This window comes from Asanoa ishikariensis (assembly GCF_900107455.1).
GTDB classification, from domain to species: domain Bacteria; phylum Actinomycetota; class Actinomycetes; order Mycobacteriales; family Micromonosporaceae; genus Asanoa; species Asanoa ishikariensis.
Genome location: NZ_FNQB01000001.1, coordinates 45,458 through 60,067, shown reverse-complemented (window position 1 = coordinate 60,067; position 14,610 = coordinate 45,458). Strand labels below are relative to the sequence as shown.

Genomic DNA, 14,610 nt, shown 5'->3' with positions numbered 1-14,610 from the left:
CCGCCATGCTCAACGAAGAGCACGAGGCGCTGCGGGAAAGCGTCCGCGAGTTCGCCAACGACGTGGTCGCGCCCGTCATCGCCAAGCACTACGACAACCACACCTTCCCGTACGACATCGTCGCGGCGATGGGCAAGATGGGCCTGTTCGGCCTGCCGTTCGCCGAGGAGCACGGCGGCATGGGCGGCGACTACTTCGCCCTCTGCCTGGCCCTCGAAGAGCTGGCCCGGATCGACTCGAGCGTGGCGATCACCCTTGAGGCCGCGGTCTCGCTGGGCGCCATGCCGATCTACCGGTTCGGCACCGAGGAGCAGAAGCGCCGCTGGCTCCCGCCGTTGCTGCGGGGCGAGGCACTGGCCGGCTTCGGCCTGACCGAGCCCGGCTTCGGCAGCGACGCCGGCGGCACCGCCACCCGCGCCGTCCTCGACGGCGACGAGTGGGTGATCAACGGGGCGAAGGCCTTCATCACCAACTCGGGCACCGACATCACGTCGTTCGTCACGGTGACCGCGGTGACCGGCACCCGCCCCGACGGCAGCAAGGAACTGTCGACCATCATCGTGCCGTCGGGCACGCCCGGCTTCACGGTAGCGCCGGGCTACTCGAAGGTCGGCTGGTGCGCCTCCGACACCCACGAGCTCAGCTTCGAAGACGTCCGCGTCCCCGCCGAGAACCTGCTCGGCGAGCGTGGCCGAGGCTTCGCCCAGTTCCTGCGCATCCTCGACGAGGGCCGCATCGCGATCGCCGCGCTCGCCGTCGGCCTGGCGCAGGGTTGCGTCGACGAGTCCGTGCGCTACGCCAAGGAGCGCCACGCCTTCGGCCAGCCGATCGCCGGCTTCCAGGCGATCCAGTTCAAGATCGCGGACATGGAGAAGCGCGCCCACCTGGGCCGCCTGGCCTACCACGACGCCGCCGCCGAAATGCTGGCCGGCCGCGACTTCAAACGCAAGGCGGCGATCGCCAAGCTGTACGCCAGCGAAAGCGCGGTGGACAACGCGCGCGACGCCACCCAGATCCACGGCGGTTACGGCTTCATGAACGAGTTCCCCGTCGCCCGCTTCTGGCGCGACTCCAAAATCCTCGAAATCGGCGAGGGTACGTCCGAGATCCAGCGCATGGTGATCGCGCGGGATCTCGGACTCTAGTTTTCTGGGCTCAGTCGCTTCGTGGCGCTCTAAGGTCGTGTCGCGCGGCGCCGGCCGGCCCTTGCTTCGCTCGGCCGGCCGACACCGCGCGACACGACCGCGCCACTACGCTCCCTCGCGTGTGCCGGCGACGCGCTTGGTCGCCGTGGTCGCCACGGTTTGCGGTTCTCCGTCTCACCGCGGTGCTGGGCAAGGGCTGGTCGGCTCGTTCACCGCTGGTTGCCGCCGGCCGGTCGCTGCTCACGCAGTGGACGCATGCTCGCGGGTTGGTTTGACGGTCGTCGGCCGCTTCGCCTGGGGGCTTTTCGTTCGCCCGCATCCGGCCGGCCGGCGCGGATATCCGACGTAAAGCCCGGCCAAACGCCGGGTGGTGCGGAGGAATTCGAGGTGTTTGCATTCCTCGGTATCCATCCGGGGAGGTCTCATGTTCGGTGCGCTCGGGCGGGCGATGGCGCGGTGGCGGTGGGCGGTGCTGGCCGGGTGGCTGGTGCTGGTCGTCGTCGGTGCGGCCTTTGGCGGCCAGGTCTTCGATCGGCTGGCCAGCACCGACAACCTGCGGCCTGATTCCGAGTCGCAGCAGGCCGATCGGCGTGTGCAGGAGCTCAAGCCGGAGGGCGACAAGGTCGTCGCGGTCATCCGGGATCGCGACATCTACGACCCGCCGCTGGTCGAGAACGTGCAGAAGATCGCCGGCGAGATCCGTGGCATCGACGGGGTCAAGACCGTCGACGACCTCTACAGCGCACCCGGTGGGCGGATCGGCGCCGACAACCGAAGCTCCCTTGTGGAGGTTGAGCTTCGGCCGGGGCTCGCCGACGCGCAGCGTGAGCGGACAGAGGACCTGGTGGTCGCCGCGTTGCACCGGATCGACGCGCCTCAGGTGCTGGTGGGTGGCGAGAAGCTCGCCGAGCGGGAGTTCGAGGAGCAGGCGATCCGGGACGCCGCTGTCGGTGAGAGCATCGCGCTCGCCGTACTCCTGATCGTCCTGGTCCTGACCCTCGGCGGGTTCGTCGTCGGGCTCGTGCCGCTGGCCGCCGCCCTCGCGTCCGTCGCGGCGACGCTGCTCGGGCTGCTGCTGTTGACCGCGTTCGGCGACGTCGGCGAGTTCACCGTCAACGTGGTGACCCTGCTGGGCATCGGGCTCGCGGTGGACTACGCGCTCCTGATGATCGCGCGGTTCCGCGAGGAGCGGGCGAACGACCTGACTGCCGCACCCGGCGAGCTGCTCGCCCGTACCACCGAGACCGCGGGTCGGACCGTCTTGATCTCCGGGTTGGCCGTCGCGGCCGCGATGCTCGGGCTCTTCGCCTTCGCGGAACCGCTGCTGGCCAGCATGGCCCTCGGCGGTGCGGTCGTCGTCGTGCTGGCCACCGCCGCCGGACTGACCGCGGTGCCGGCGCTGATCGCTGTCGCGCACCGGCGGATACCGGCCGAGGGCACCCGCCACTGGATTCTCGACCGGCTGCCCCGACCACGCAAAGCCCTGCTGCCGAGGCTCGCCGTCGTCGCGCAGGCGCGGCCCGGCCCGGTCGCGCTGGCCGTCTCCGTCGGCCTGATCGTGCTGTCGCTGCCGTTCGTGCTCGGTGCCAACCTGGCCAACTCCGATGCCCGGGCGCTGCCCGCGCGGGCCGAGGCCCGCCAGCTCTACGAGGTGGTGCAGCGCGACTTCAACGTCGGCCGGGCGGAGCCGGTGGTGGTCGTGGTCGACGCGGACCCGGCCACGGCCGCCGTGCGCGACCTGCTCAACCAGCTCAACTCGATGCCCGGCGTGGTGCTGATGCAGCCTCGGCCCGACGTGCCGGGTCGGGCCGCGATCATCGACGTCACGCCGGAGGGTGCGACGGGCGACCAGACCTCGCGCGACCTGGTGCGCCAGATCCGCGCGCTGAACACCCCGGTGTCGTTGCTGGTCGGTGGGCCGGCGGCCGAACTGGTCGACTATCAGGAGTCGGTCGCGGGCCGGCTGCCGATCGCCGTGCTCGTGCTGTTCCTGGTTACCGCGATCCTGCTGTTCGTACTCACCGGCTCGCTGGTGATTCCGGTCAAGGCCCTGCTGATGAACGCGCTCACGCTGCTCGGCACGCTCGGTGTGCTGGTCGTGGTGTTCCAGTGGGGTGTCGGTGACGTGTTGCTCGGCTTCGACTCGTGGGGCGCGATCGACGTGACCACGCCGGTGCTGCTCTTCGTCTTCATCTTCGGGCTCTCGATGGACTACGAGGTCTTCCTGCTGGCGCGGATCAAGGAGGAATGGGATCGGCGGGTACGCCGTCGCCGGTCCAGTGACGACGCCGCGGCCAGCGATCGGGCCGTGCTCGCCGGCATCACGAAGACCGGCCCGGTGGTCACCGCCGCCGCCCTGTCCATCTCGGTGGTGTTCCTCGGCTTCCTGCTCGGCGGCCTGACCGCGGTCAAGGAGATCGGCTTCGGCATGGTGGTCGCGGTCGTACTCGACGTGACCGTGGTCCGCGGCCTGTTGCTGCCGGCGCTGATGAGCCTGCTCGGCGAGTGGAACTGGTGGGCGCCGGCGCCCCTGCGTCGGCTGCACCAACGCTGGTTCGCCAGCGGCGCCCGCGTTCGCGCCACGGCTGCGGTGTCCGCGCCGAGGGCCGATTCTGCACCCAAGACAACGATTTCCACCTGACAATCAGTCTTCCTCTGTCGGGAATCGGGCGTTAACCGGTCAGTGACGCGACGTTGTGCTCCCGGTTCGGGCCCGCGCTGCGTAACCTTCCTGGCCATGACCGCGGATCACGGCGCTGACCAGGGTTTCGACGCCCTGCTCAAAGCCCGCCGTCAGGAAGCCGGTCTGACCCAGAACGAGCTCGCGTCCCGGGCCGGCATCGGTGTCCGGACCGTTCGCGACCTCGAGCGCGGTCGGGCGTCCCGGCCCCAGCGCACCACCGTCGACCTGTTGGCCACCGCGCTCAACCTGGCCGGCGCCGCCCGCGTCGAGTTCCTGGCGGTCGCACGCGGCACGCCGACGGGGCCCGCGCCCGAGGAGCCGCCGGCGATGACCTCGCTCGCGTCGGCGTCGATCTCGACCGCCCGTGGTCGCGGGTTGCCGCCGCCCGGTCAGCTCGTCGGTCGCGACCTCGACGTCGCCGAGGTGGCGCTGACCCTGCTGCGTGGCGACGGGCTGGTCACCCTGGTCGGGCTCGCCGGCGTCGGCAAGACCAGCGTCGCGCTCGCCGTGATCGAACGGGTCAAGGAACGCCACCCGGCCGGCGTCGCGGGCATCCTGATCACCGAGGGTTCGACCGAGAGCGACGTGCTGACCGCGGCGGCGACCGTGCTGGGTGTGGCCCGGGCCGACGAGTTGGCCGGACGGTTGGCCGGCGCACCGAGTCTGCTGCTGGTCGACGCGGTCGAGCGGGCGCCGGGTGCTGTTGCCGAGGCCCTGCACCGGCTGGCCAGCGTGGCGCCGTCGCTGCGCATCCTGGCCACCGGTCGGCACCCGATCGGCCTGCCCGGTGAGCGGGTCTGGCCGGTGGTCCCGTTGGAGGTGCCGCCGACCGACGACCTCGACCTGGCCGCCGTGTCGCGGTTCCCTTCAGTGGCGCTCTTCCTCGACCGGCTGCGCCGGGTGCGGCGGGACCCGCTCGAGCCGGGCGAGGTCGGTGCGCTGGTCCGGCTGGTCCGCCGGCTGGGTGGGCTGCCGCTGGCCATCGAGCTCGCCGCCGCCCGCGGCCGCGTGCTCGACATGAACCAGATCCTCGACCGCTACGGGCACCGGCTGCTCGACCTCGCCGGCCCGGAGAGCGGTGCGTACCAGGCGGTCGCCGTGAGCCTGCGTGACGCGGTCGCGGCCAGCTACCGACTGCTCGAACCCGAGGAGCAGGTGGCGGTACGCCGGCTCTCGCCCTTCCGTAACCGCTGGTCGGTCGAGCTGGGCGAGGCCATGCTGGCCGACCCCGACGCTCCCGGTGGCCCCCTCGACGGTGACCCGGTGCCGCTGCTGGACCGGCTCGTCGCGCTCGGCCTGCTCGGCATGCGGGGCGCCGGCTCGATGCGGTTCCGCCTGCTCGACGTGGTCCGCGACTATGCCGAGGAGCAGGCCGCGGCCGAGGGCGAGCTGGCCGCGATCCGCCGCCGGCACGCGTTGGTGATGGCCCGGTTCGCCGCGCGGGTGGCGCCCGAGCTCGCCGGCGGCAGCCTGCCCGGCGCGGTGGCCCGGCTCGACGAGCTGACCAGCGACCTGTGGGGTGCGCTGGCCCATTCGGCGATCGACGACCCACACACCGCACTGCTGTTGGCCGCGAACCTGCCGCGCTGGTGGCGGTTCCGGGGCCGGGACGCGGCTGGGCGGCAGTGGCTGCGCCGGCTGCTCGACGACCCGCGTACGGCCAGTGCCGACTCAGTCCTGCGGGCCTGGGCGCAGCTCGGCGTGGCCCAGCTCGCCGCCGAGCACAGCGCCGGCCCGACCGAGTTGCCGGCCGCCGAGGCCGCGCTGGAGACCTTCCGTGAGCAGGGCGACGTCTCCGGCGAGCTGGCCGCGCGCAACCAACTCTCGGGGTTGTGGATGTCGACGGGTGGCTACGACGAGGCGCGCCGGCACGGTGCGGCGGCGTTGGCGCTGGCCACCCGCACCGGGCGCACCCGGGACATGGCGGTGGCTCAGAGCAACCTGGCCTGGCACGAGATCCGGGCCGGCGAGCTGGCCGCGGCCCGGCGGCGGATGGCCGCGGTGGACCGGCTGGCCGCCCAGTGTGGCGATGACCGGCTGCGTGCGCTGGCGCTGGCCAACGTCGCCGAGGTCAACCGACTCGACGGCCGTTACGAGGACGCCGTGAAGATGGGCCGGCGGGCGATCGTGGCGCTGGAGCGGCTCGGCGACCCCGGCCATCGCGCACGCGTGCTGGGCACGATCGGGCTCTCGCTCGCTCTGGCCGACCGGCCCGATGACGCGTTCGCGGTGCTGGCGCAACTGCGCGAAGCCGCGGTCGGTGCGGATCCGGGCATCGGTGACGCGCCGGTCAACGACGTGCAGGGCCCGAGCGCGATGATCGAGGCGACGCTGGCGGCCAAGCGGGGCGACCGGGTGCTGGCGGCGGAGTGGTTCGGCGTCGCGGTGCAGTCGTTCGCCGGCGGGCGGGACCTGCGGGACGTGGCAGAGGCACTGGTGGGGCTGGCATCGGCGACGGACGACACGGCCAGCCGCGCCGCGGTGGCCATGCGGCTCGAGGCGGTCTGCAAAGAAGGCGGAATCACATTGCTGCCGGCGGAGCGGGCGCAGGCCGAACATGAAGACAGCCGGCGCTGACCGCCCTCCCAATCGGTCAGCACCGGCTGCCTTCCACCCCCGCTCGACGCGGACTGGCCCGCCCCCCGACGGACCTTCGGAACATCCGCGTCGCGCCCCCGTAGCGCTTACGCCTTGCCCCCGTGGATCGTTGTTCGTGAGTACCGTATCGGGGGTCAAGCGCCCGGCGTACCAAATGTGGCTTTTGGCGATAAGACGCGAACGGTTCTGCCGGTCTTTCTGCCGGTAACCCGGACGAACCTCAGGCGCTGACCGCGTCGGGCGACTCGGACTCGGGATTGCGGTCGGCCCCGGCCGTGGCGCAGGGGTTGACCGCGTCGCGGATCCGCCGCACGTAGTCGAGGAACTGCTCGAGCTCCTCGGGTGCCAGTTGGGTGGTGAACCACTGGTCGATGAGCTCAAGATGGCCCGGCAACGTCTCGGTGAGCCGTGTCATACCGGCGGTCGTCACACCGGCATAGGAACTGCGGCGGTCCGTAGGGCAGGCTCGACGACGGAGCAGGCCGTCGCGCTCCATGCGGTCGACGACGCGGGTAACGCCGCTGGTAGAGAGCGAGGTCTGGGCGGCGAGATCGGTCATTCGCAACTCGTGCCCCGACGAGCGCGCCAGGCGCATCAGCACCTCGAACTCGACCCCGGACAGCTTGTGGCCGGCCAGATGCGCGTCGAACCGCGCCGAGAGCCCGGTAAAGGCCTCGGCGAGCAGCCCGATCGCGGTGATCCGGGGGTCGTCGTGCAGCTCACTCACGAGGCCTACTATAGCAGTCCTTGACACGCGGAATATTGCTGACGATATAGTTGCTTCATCAACTGATCAGGCAAACCGCTGACTCTTGAAGGAGCACCCCCGCGATGAGCGACACCGCTACCAACAACACCCGCGTCTGGAACGGCGTGACCATCCCGGCCCCCGGCACGTACGAACTCGACCCCGCGCACAAGTTGGTCGGTTTCGTTGCCCGTCACATGATGGTCGCGAAGGTTCGCGGTCACTTCGACGAGGCCGCCGCGACCATTACGGTCGCCGAGGACCCGACCGAGTCCAGCGTCTCGGCCACCATCAAGACCGCCAGCATCACCACTGGTGTCGCTGACCGTGACGCCCACCTCCGCAGCCCCGACTTCCTCAAGTCCGAGGAGTTCCCGACCATCGAGTTCCAGAGCCTCGGTGGCGTGACGAAGGTCAACGGCACGGAGTTCGTGCTCCCTGGTGAGCTGACCATCCGCGGCGTCACCCGCAAGGTCGAGCTCAAGGTCGAGTTCGAGGGTGCCGGGCGCAACCCGTACGGCATGGACATCTTCGGCTTCTCGGCGCACACCGAGATCGACCGCGAGGAGTTCGGCCTGACCTGGAACGTCAACCTGGAGACCGGTGGCGTTCTGGTGGGCAAGAAGGTCCGCATCGAGCTCGAGGGCGAAGCTGTTCGCCAGGCGTGACAACCGCCTCTTTCAAGGCCCCGGCAGCGATCACTGGCTGCCGGGGCCTTGACGTATGGTGGACTGAACGCTTTGATCCGCTTACAAAGGGTGATAAGTATCTGGTTTGACTCTGGCCGAGCGGCCTCGGCCCTCCTACCGTGAAGGGTCCACTCGCCACTCATACGGGGCCGTGCGCCGGGGAGGGCACACATGGGCAAGGATGTGTCGCCGGTTTTTTTCTCCCGCGAGGACCGCGTCCGCTATCGGCAGAAAGTCCGGCGATGTCTCGATGTCTTCGCGCTGATGCTCGATGACTTCGAGTTCGACGCCGAGCGGCCGACGACGGGTCTGGAGATCGAGCTCAACCTGGTCGACAAAGACGCCGAGCCAGCCATGCGCAACGCGGAAATCCTGGCCAGCCTCGCGGATCCGACGTTCCAGACCGAGCTCGGTCTGTTCAACCTCGAGCTCAACGCCCGACCGCGGCTGATCGAGGGCGACGGGTTCGCCGACTACCAGCACGACATCCAGGCCAGCCTTGGCCGCGCGGAAGACCGGGCCAACAAGGCCGACGCGACGATCGTGCTGATCGGCATCCTGCCCACCCTCACCCCGCGCCACCTGGTGCTCGCCAACCTCTCCAGCAACGAGCGCTACTGGGCGCTCAACGAGCAGATCGTCGCGGCCCGCGGTGAGGACATCGGGCTCGACATCCGTGGTGTGGAACGGTTACAGACCTTCACCGACTCGATCGCGCCCGAGTCGGCGTGCACCAGCGTGCAGTTCCACCTGCAGGTCTCGCCGGACACGTTCGCTGACTACTGGAACGCCGCGCAGTCGATCGCCGGCATCCAGGTCGGCATCGGGGCCAACTCGCCCTATCTCTATGGGAAACAGCTCTGGGCCGAGACCCGCATCGCGCTGTTCGAGCAGGCCACGGACACCCGGCCGGACGAGCTGAAATCACAGGGGGTACGGCCTCGCGTGTGGTTCGGCGAACGGTGGATCACCTCGATCTTCGACCTGTTCGAGGAGAACGTGCGCTATTTCCCACCGCTGCTGCCGATCACCGACGACGAGGACCCGGTCGAGGTCCTACACAGCGGCGGCGTGCCACACCTGGGTGAGCTGCGGCTGCACAACGGCACGATCTACCGGTGGAACCGGCCCGTGTACGACATCCACAATGGTCGGCCGCACCTGCGGGTCGAGAACCGCGTCCTGCCCGCCGGCCCCACTGTGATCGACATGTTGGCCAACGCGGCCTTCTACTTCGGACTCGTCCGCGATCTCGCCGAGGCAGACCGTCCGATTTGGAGCCAATTGCCGTTCACCAAGGCGGAGGAGAACTTCCACGCCGCGGCCCGGCGCGGCCTCGATGCCCGGGTCTACTGGCCCCGGCACGGCGAGGTGCGGATCGCGGACCTGGTGCCCGAGGTGTTGCTGCCACGGGCGGCGGCGGGGCTGGACCGCTTCGGTGTCGCACCGCACTTCCGCGACCGGTTGCTGGGCATCATCGCCGAACGCTGCCGCACCGGCCAGAACGGCGCGGCCTGGCAGACGGCGATGGTGCGGGCAGCGGAACGCAAGCGTGGACTGGACCGCACCACGGCGCTGCACCACATGCTCGATCGTTACGCGGAGCTACAGCGCACCAACGATCCCGTGCACACCTGGCCGATCGACTAGCGCGTGTCCTGCCTGGCGTGAGCCGAGGCGGCTGGGCCCGTCGCAGGCCGCGTTGATGGCCAGGGCCGCGCCCTAAGCGTTGTCTTCGGCGTCGCTGCTGTTGCGGCGGCCGAAGCGGCGCTTGCGTTCGGGCTTGGGCGTCAGGGTCTCGCCGGGTGCGGTGCCCTCTGGCCACAATGGAGTGGCGCGTGCGGTCTCCGTGCCGTCGCCGCCGGTCGTCGGCTCCGGCCGTGCGACGTTGGCGGTGGCGGTGGCGGGCTCGCGGGTTGGGTCGTCGGTGTGCGCGCGCTGTGTCGGCACCGTCACCAGGGACCGGTCGGCGCGCTGCGCCAGGGTGGTGACGAGGACCGAGCCGGCTAGGCCGGCCAGCACCGCATAAGGCGCCAGCAGATGCGCCGAGACCTGCTCGGCACGGATGCCGGACAGCCGCGGCGCGGCCAGGAAGTAGGCGGACGCCACCACGAGCGGACCCGCGATGCCGGACACCGCGGCGCCGACCCGGTGCAAGGGGTCGCGGGCCGGGCGGCGGGCGACCAGGGCACCGATCACGAACGCCGCGCCGAGTGCGAGCGCCGCGCCGGGCCAGTAGAGATAGTCCCGGAACCAGAAGGCGTCGCTGCCGGTGGTGATCTGCCAGACGCCGAGTTGGGCCGGCGGCTGGTCGCCGCCCGAGACCACCCCCTCGGTCACCGAGACCACAGCGAGCAACCAGAGCCAGCCAACCGTCGCGATGACATTGCTCGCCGCCGCACGCGACGACAGGGACCAGGTCGCGAAGACCAGGCCGAGCAGAACGCCGATCACCGCGTAGCCGGCGGCGATCGTCTGCGGCGAGAACGTGTCGGCGCGGACCGCGGCGCGGGCCGGCACGGCCACCAGTGCGACGGTGACCAGCGCACCGACCGCGGCGGCGACGACCAGCGAGATGCGGCCGAGGAACGTGGCGCCTGGTGGCTCGTCATCGTCGGTGTCGGCGGCTTCAGTGAGCCGCTGCGCTCCGATCGCGCCCGCGACCGTCGAGGTCGCGGCGATCCACGCGGCCCACGACAGGCTGGCGGCCCAGGCCGCCTCGCCGACCCGGTCGGACGCCGGCAGCCAGGTGATGATGCCCAGGCCGTAGCCGAGACCGAGCTGCGCGGCACCAGCGCAGGCAGCAATACCGATCGCCGCAGCGATCGATCCTCCCCAGCCTCGTACGGCCATGCCGGGCAGCGTAGCGTCCGCCCGCGACGCGGGCGAGTCTTGCTGGCCCCCGGGGCCGGCTCGTACGGAGCGTGATCCACCCGGGCAGGCTAGGGTCGGTCCGGATCTTCCAGGCAGCGAAGGGATCGAGGATGGCCGACCAGCCCGAAGACCCGCGTGCGCGGGACGGCTCCGGCTCGAACGACCCCGACCAGCCGCTCGACCAGACAGCGCCGTTCGACCCGATCCGCGACGAGGACCCCGACGATGCGGAGCGAACCCAACGGGTGACGCCCCCGAGTGAGCCCGACGCCACGCAGCGGGTGCCACCGCCGGCCGAGCCTGACGCGACGCAGCAGGCGGCGACCCAGGACAGGCCCGATGCGAACCAGCAGGCGTTGCCCTCGAATGGGCATGACGCGACCCAGCGGCTCCCGGAGGATCCGGACCGCACGGCCCGCATCGAGCGGGCGAGCGCCAACGACCGCACGACTCAGATCTCGGCGGCTGACCGTGGTGATCGGCCCCGCGACGACGACCGGACCACCCAGATCCAGCAGAACGGTCCGCGCAACGCCACGCCGCCGGTGGATCGGGCTTGGGCCGGCCGCGCTGGCATACCGCAGCCCGGCGGGCCGGGTGGGCCGCCTGACGACGGACCGCCGGACAACTGGCAGCCCGGGCCACCCGATGGGCGGCGGTGGTGGATGCCGATCCTGATCGGCATCATCGCGTTGATCCTGCTCGGTGTTCTCGCCTTCGGTCTCTGGCTGATTCTGCGTGGCGACGGCAGCCCTACGCCGGAGCCGAGCCGCACCACGCCGGCCGCGACCACACCCGCACCTACCAGCGCGGCGCCGACTAGCAGGTCGCCATCTCCGACTCCTACGACGCCGGCGGCGGTTGCCGTGCCGATCCTGGAAGGGTTGACCCAGGACGCGGCCGTGCAGCGCCTGGCGGAGCTTGGGCTGGGCGCTCGGCTTAACTTCGTCGAGTCCGACCGTCCGACCGGCACCGTGGTGGACTCCGATCCCGGCCCGGGTACCCAGGTGCAACCGGGGTCCACGGTCACCCTGGACGTCTCGTCCGGTGCGCCCACTCCGACCGCCACGCCAACGCCGACACCCACCGTCACACCGAGCGTTCCGCCTGGTCCCTGACGGCCCGGAGGGTCACCAGCCGCGTCGGCGGTTGAGGACTACGCCGATGCCGATCGCTGAGATGAGCATGCCGGCGATTCCTGAGTAGATCAGTGGGGGGCCGTAGCCCACCGGCTCCGCCTTGCCCGCTGAGCCGTGCGGTGCGCCGGCCTCGGGCGTGTCGGTCGACGGGCGGTCGGGGAAGAGCTCGTCCAGACCCCTGGTGTCGGCTGGCGACGGGGTGGCCTTCGGAGTGCGTGACGGCCGTGGCGCCGCCGGACTGGCCGGTGCGGGACGGGGTGCGGCGGCGGTAGGTGGCGGCGGCGGAGCGATGGTCGGTCGCATCGGCTCCACCGGTGGGGCGGGCACCTCCGGCACGGCGGGAGGCCGTACGTCCGGCTCCTCCTCGTCGGGTGCCGGCTCTTCGGGCGCCGCGGGATCGTCCGGGCGGTCGAACCACCCGTCCGGGTCACCCGGCTGGGCGATGCCGCCGATCCCGGGCATGGCGGTCGGCGCGCGCAACGGGTCCAGGTGTCGCCACACCGGGGTCGGCAGAACGATGCCGGGCAGCAGACCCTCGGAAAGGGACAGCCCAGGAGCCAACCCTGGCACGTCGGGCATGACGACGGACGGGATCCCGGGCACGCCCGGCAGCCCGGCCGGCTCGGCGAACGCCGCGCCGCGTGCGGCCAGCGCGGCGCCGGGTAGGGCGACGCCCGGTAGCGCGACGCCGCCGATTAGGAACGCGGCGGCCGCGAGACACACTGGGGCACAGCGGATCAGCGGTCGCGCCGGTGGCTTGACCATGGGTGACCCCCAGGAATAGGGGTCCTGGTCACGCCCGGGCAGAACTTTTCGGTGGGTATGTCGAGTCTAGAGCCGGGAAGGCCCGTGCATCACGGGAACGCGGAACGGTCAGCCCGCGCGCGCCGCGAGCGGCATCGCCTGGACGCCGATGCGGCGTGGCGCGTTGCGTAGGTCGTTTGGCGAGCGCAACTGGCGTAGGCCGCTGACCTGCACGAAGATCGAGCGCCGCTCGACCGCGTCGCCTGCCGCGTTGAGCTCGTAGCCGTCGAGCCAGACCCAGCCGTCGTAGGTCGGCCAGTCGTGGACGCGGATTACGCGGAAGAGAAGCGGGTCGATGAACTGGACGCTCGCCGCGCGCGTCACGTGCAGGACGTCACCGGAGCGAGGAAGCACATCAACTCCTGTTCCGAAGCCGTTGATCGAGGTAACTCAGAATCGGGGAGGACTCAAGAAAGGCCGTCGGGGAGAACTGATCTTTCAGAAACGCTGAGTAACCCGTGGCATACGTAGAGAGTGCACCAACAACATGATCAATGCAAGTTGCACTTTGGTAGTGCTTTCGTGGCCACTTGCGGCCGCAATGGTCCTTGATGTCCAACCGATTAGCGCGTCAGACTGAAGCCGTATCACCCAGCGACCGTTGCATTTCGCGCAGCTCGCCGCGTTCGTCCGATTTGGTCCGTTCCCGCGGCGGGTGCGGACGCCAACGTCTTTCCGCACCTGTCCGGAGGTGACCCGGTGACCGAGCGCCGGAGCCCGACCATCCGCCGTCGGCGACTAGGCGCCGAGCTACGCCGCCGTCGAGAGGGGGCGGGCGTCACCATCGACGGTGTCGCTGAGCGGCTCGAATGCTCCGCGTCGAAGATCTCGCGCATCGAGACCGGCCACACCTCCGCGACCCCGCGCGACGTCCGGGACATGCTCGCCATCTATGGCATCACCGGCCCGGAGTGCGAAGAGCTCGTGCAGATCGCCCGCGAGGCGAGACAGAAAGGCTGGTGGCATCCGTACGGTGCGGTGCTGGCCGGCGCCTATGTCGGGCTCGAAGCGGCGGCCCATTCGATCCGCGCGTACGAACACCAAGTGGTGCCCGGTCTGCTGCAGACCGAGGACTATGCGAAAGCCATGATCCGCGCTGCGCGGCCGGACTTCACCGCCGAAGATGTAGACAAACGGGTGAGTGTCCGTCGCGCTCGTCAATCGTTATTGAAAGAGGACGACCCGATCGACCTGTGGTTCGTTCTTGATGAAGCTGTGGTGAGCCGGCCTGTAGGTGGTGATGCCGTCATGCGGGCCCAACTGGAAAGGCTTGTGAAGGCGGCAGAGTCCCCAAATGTGACCTTGCAGATCCTGCCCTTCGAGGCAGGTGCTCATGCCGGCATGGACGGCACGTTCGCGATTCTGGAGTTCCCCGAACCGAGTGACCCTGAAGTGGTCTACGCGGAGAACGCCACCGGGGGCCTCTTCATCGAGAAGAGCGATGAGTTGCGGAAGTACGTCTTCATCTTCGACCACATCCGTGCGGCCGCACTCCGCCCCGAGGAGTCGGTCGCCTACATCGCCAAGCTAGCTAAGGAGCCACTGTGGAAGGCGCGACCAAGGGGTTTCATGTCGATCTGACCGGCGCGGTCTGGCAGAAGAGCACCCGTAGCGGGCCCAACTGCGACAACTGCGTCGAGGTCGCCTTCGTACCGGATGCGGTTGCCGTCCGGGATTCGAAGAACCCGACCGGACCGGCCTTGCTGTTCACCATCGACGAGTGGGACGCGTTCGTCGGCGGTGCCAAGGACGGCGAGTTCGACCTGTAGTGCCCCAAGCCCCAAAGACAGGCGCCCTCCGCCCCGGAGGGCGCCTGCTTTCGTCGAAGGGCCCGTCGCTGTCGCCGCGCCGGGTCGTTGTACCAGAAGACACGGCAAATGCCAGGTCAACCCGCCGAGCGGGTTAGTCCGAACGAGCAGGCAGGCGACAG

12 protein-coding genes are annotated in these 14,610 nt (G+C 70.2%); 8 read left to right on the top strand and 4 right to left on the bottom strand.

What is annotated here, in order from left to right:
• Positions 1 to 5: 5 nt before the first annotated feature.
• The 3 genes from BLV39_RS00295 to BLV39_RS00285 all read left to right on the top strand — a co-directional run bounded on the left by BLV39_RS00295 (position 6) and on the right by BLV39_RS00285 (position 6,405).
• Positions 6 to 1,145 carry an acyl-CoA dehydrogenase family protein gene (locus tag BLV39_RS00295; RefSeq protein WP_090785893.1) on the top strand — a complete coding sequence of 380 codons (1,140 nt, stop codon included), beginning with the start codon at positions 6 to 8 and terminating at the stop codon, positions 1,143 to 1,145.
• 424 nt (positions 1,146 to 1,569) lie between these two features.
• Positions 1,570 to 3,786, top strand: a complete 2,217-nt coding sequence (locus tag BLV39_RS00290) for an MMPL family transporter (RefSeq protein WP_239084142.1) — start codon at positions 1,570 to 1,572, stop codon at positions 3,784 to 3,786.
• Between the two features lie 96 nt (positions 3,787 to 3,882).
• The gene (locus tag BLV39_RS00285; protein WP_090785891.1) at positions 3,883 to 6,405 is read left to right on the top strand and encodes an ATP-binding protein; all 2,523 of its coding nucleotides are present in this window, start codon (positions 3,883 to 3,885) and stop codon (positions 6,403 to 6,405) included.
• A gap of 241 nt (positions 6,406 to 6,646) precedes the next feature.
• Here the strand turns inward: BLV39_RS00285 and BLV39_RS00280 are convergent, their stop codons facing one another.
• Complete coding sequence (locus BLV39_RS00280) at positions 6,647 to 7,153, bottom strand: MarR family winged helix-turn-helix transcriptional regulator (RefSeq protein ID WP_090785890.1); 507 nt, start codon at positions 7,151 to 7,153, stop codon at positions 6,647 to 6,649.
• Positions 7,154 to 7,257: 104 nt separating this feature from the next.
• On the opposite strand from BLV39_RS00280, the gene BLV39_RS00275 reads away from it, so the two are divergent.
• Positions 7,258 to 7,842, top strand: a complete 585-nt coding sequence (locus BLV39_RS00275) for a YceI family protein (RefSeq protein WP_090785887.1) — start codon at positions 7,258 to 7,260, stop codon at positions 7,840 to 7,842.
• Positions 7,843 to 8,034: 192 nt separating this feature from the next.
• Positions 8,035 to 9,513, top strand: coding sequence for a glutamate-cysteine ligase family protein (locus BLV39_RS00270; protein ID WP_090785885.1), 1,479 nt, complete (start codon positions 8,035 to 8,037; stop codon positions 9,511 to 9,513).
• Between the two features lie 72 nt (positions 9,514 to 9,585).
• Here BLV39_RS00270 and BLV39_RS00265 read toward each other — a convergent pair whose 3' ends face one another.
• Positions 9,586 to 10,716 carry a hypothetical protein gene (locus BLV39_RS00265; RefSeq protein WP_090785883.1) on the bottom strand — a complete coding sequence of 377 codons (1,131 nt, stop codon included), beginning with the start codon at positions 10,714 to 10,716 and terminating at the stop codon, positions 9,586 to 9,588.
• A 131-nt stretch (positions 10,717 to 10,847) separates the two neighbouring features.
• On the opposite strand from BLV39_RS00265, the gene BLV39_RS00260 reads away from it, so the two are divergent.
• A complete protein-coding gene (locus tag BLV39_RS00260) occupies positions 10,848 to 11,855 on the top strand; it encodes a PASTA domain-containing protein (RefSeq protein WP_090785881.1) in 1,008 nt (335 codons plus the stop codon).
• A 12-nt stretch (positions 11,856 to 11,867) separates the two neighbouring features.
• Here BLV39_RS00260 and BLV39_RS00255 read toward each other — a convergent pair whose 3' ends face one another.
• Both BLV39_RS00255 and BLV39_RS00250 read right to left on the bottom strand, forming a co-directional pair.
• Positions 11,868 to 12,641: a hypothetical protein gene (locus BLV39_RS00255; RefSeq protein WP_143049592.1), complete on the bottom strand. Its 774-nt coding sequence runs from the start codon at positions 12,639 to 12,641 to the stop codon at positions 11,868 to 11,870.
• Between the two features lie 108 nt (positions 12,642 to 12,749).
• A complete protein-coding gene (locus BLV39_RS00250) occupies positions 12,750 to 13,034 on the bottom strand; it encodes a hypothetical protein (protein ID WP_090785877.1) in 285 nt (94 codons plus the stop codon).
• Between the two features lie 345 nt (positions 13,035 to 13,379).
• On the opposite strand from BLV39_RS00250, the gene BLV39_RS00245 reads away from it, so the two are divergent.
• Both BLV39_RS00245 and BLV39_RS00240 read left to right on the top strand, forming a co-directional pair.
• Positions 13,380 to 14,261 (top strand): helix-turn-helix domain-containing protein, encoded by an 882-nt coding sequence (locus BLV39_RS00245; protein ID WP_090785875.1) that lies wholly within the window; start codon positions 13,380 to 13,382, stop codon positions 14,259 to 14,261.
• On the top strand, positions 14,225 to 14,449 hold the full coding sequence (locus BLV39_RS00240; RefSeq protein ID WP_090785873.1) for a DUF397 domain-containing protein: 225 nt from the start codon (positions 14,225 to 14,227) through the stop codon (positions 14,447 to 14,449). Before BLV39_RS00245 ends, BLV39_RS00240 begins: the two co-directional genes overlap by 37 nt.
• Positions 14,450 to 14,610 lie beyond the last annotated feature (161 nt).

Coding starts and splice junctions, on each gene's coding strand:
- BLV39_RS00295 (WP_090785893.1), top strand. CDS start 6: ATGCTCAACGAAGAGCACGAGGCGCTGCGGGAAAGCGTCCGCGAGTTC.
- BLV39_RS00290 (WP_239084142.1), top strand. CDS start 1,570: ATGTTCGGTGCGCTCGGGCGGGCGATGGCGCGGTGGCGGTGGGCGGTG.
- BLV39_RS00285 (WP_090785891.1), top strand. CDS start 3,883: ATGACCGCGGATCACGGCGCTGACCAGGGTTTCGACGCCCTGCTCAAA.
- BLV39_RS00275 (WP_090785887.1), top strand. CDS start 7,258: ATGAGCGACACCGCTACCAACAACACCCGCGTCTGGAACGGCGTGACC.
- BLV39_RS00270 (WP_090785885.1), top strand. CDS start 8,035: ATGGGCAAGGATGTGTCGCCGGTTTTTTTCTCCCGCGAGGACCGCGTC.
- BLV39_RS00265 (WP_090785883.1), bottom strand. CDS start 10,716: ATGGCCGTACGAGGCTGGGGAGGATCGATCGCTGCGGCGATCGGTATT.
- BLV39_RS00260 (WP_090785881.1), top strand. CDS start 10,848: ATGGCCGACCAGCCCGAAGACCCGCGTGCGCGGGACGGCTCCGGCTCG.
- BLV39_RS00255 (WP_143049592.1), bottom strand. CDS start 12,641: ATGGTCAAGCCACCGGCGCGACCGCTGATCCGCTGTGCCCCAGTGTGT.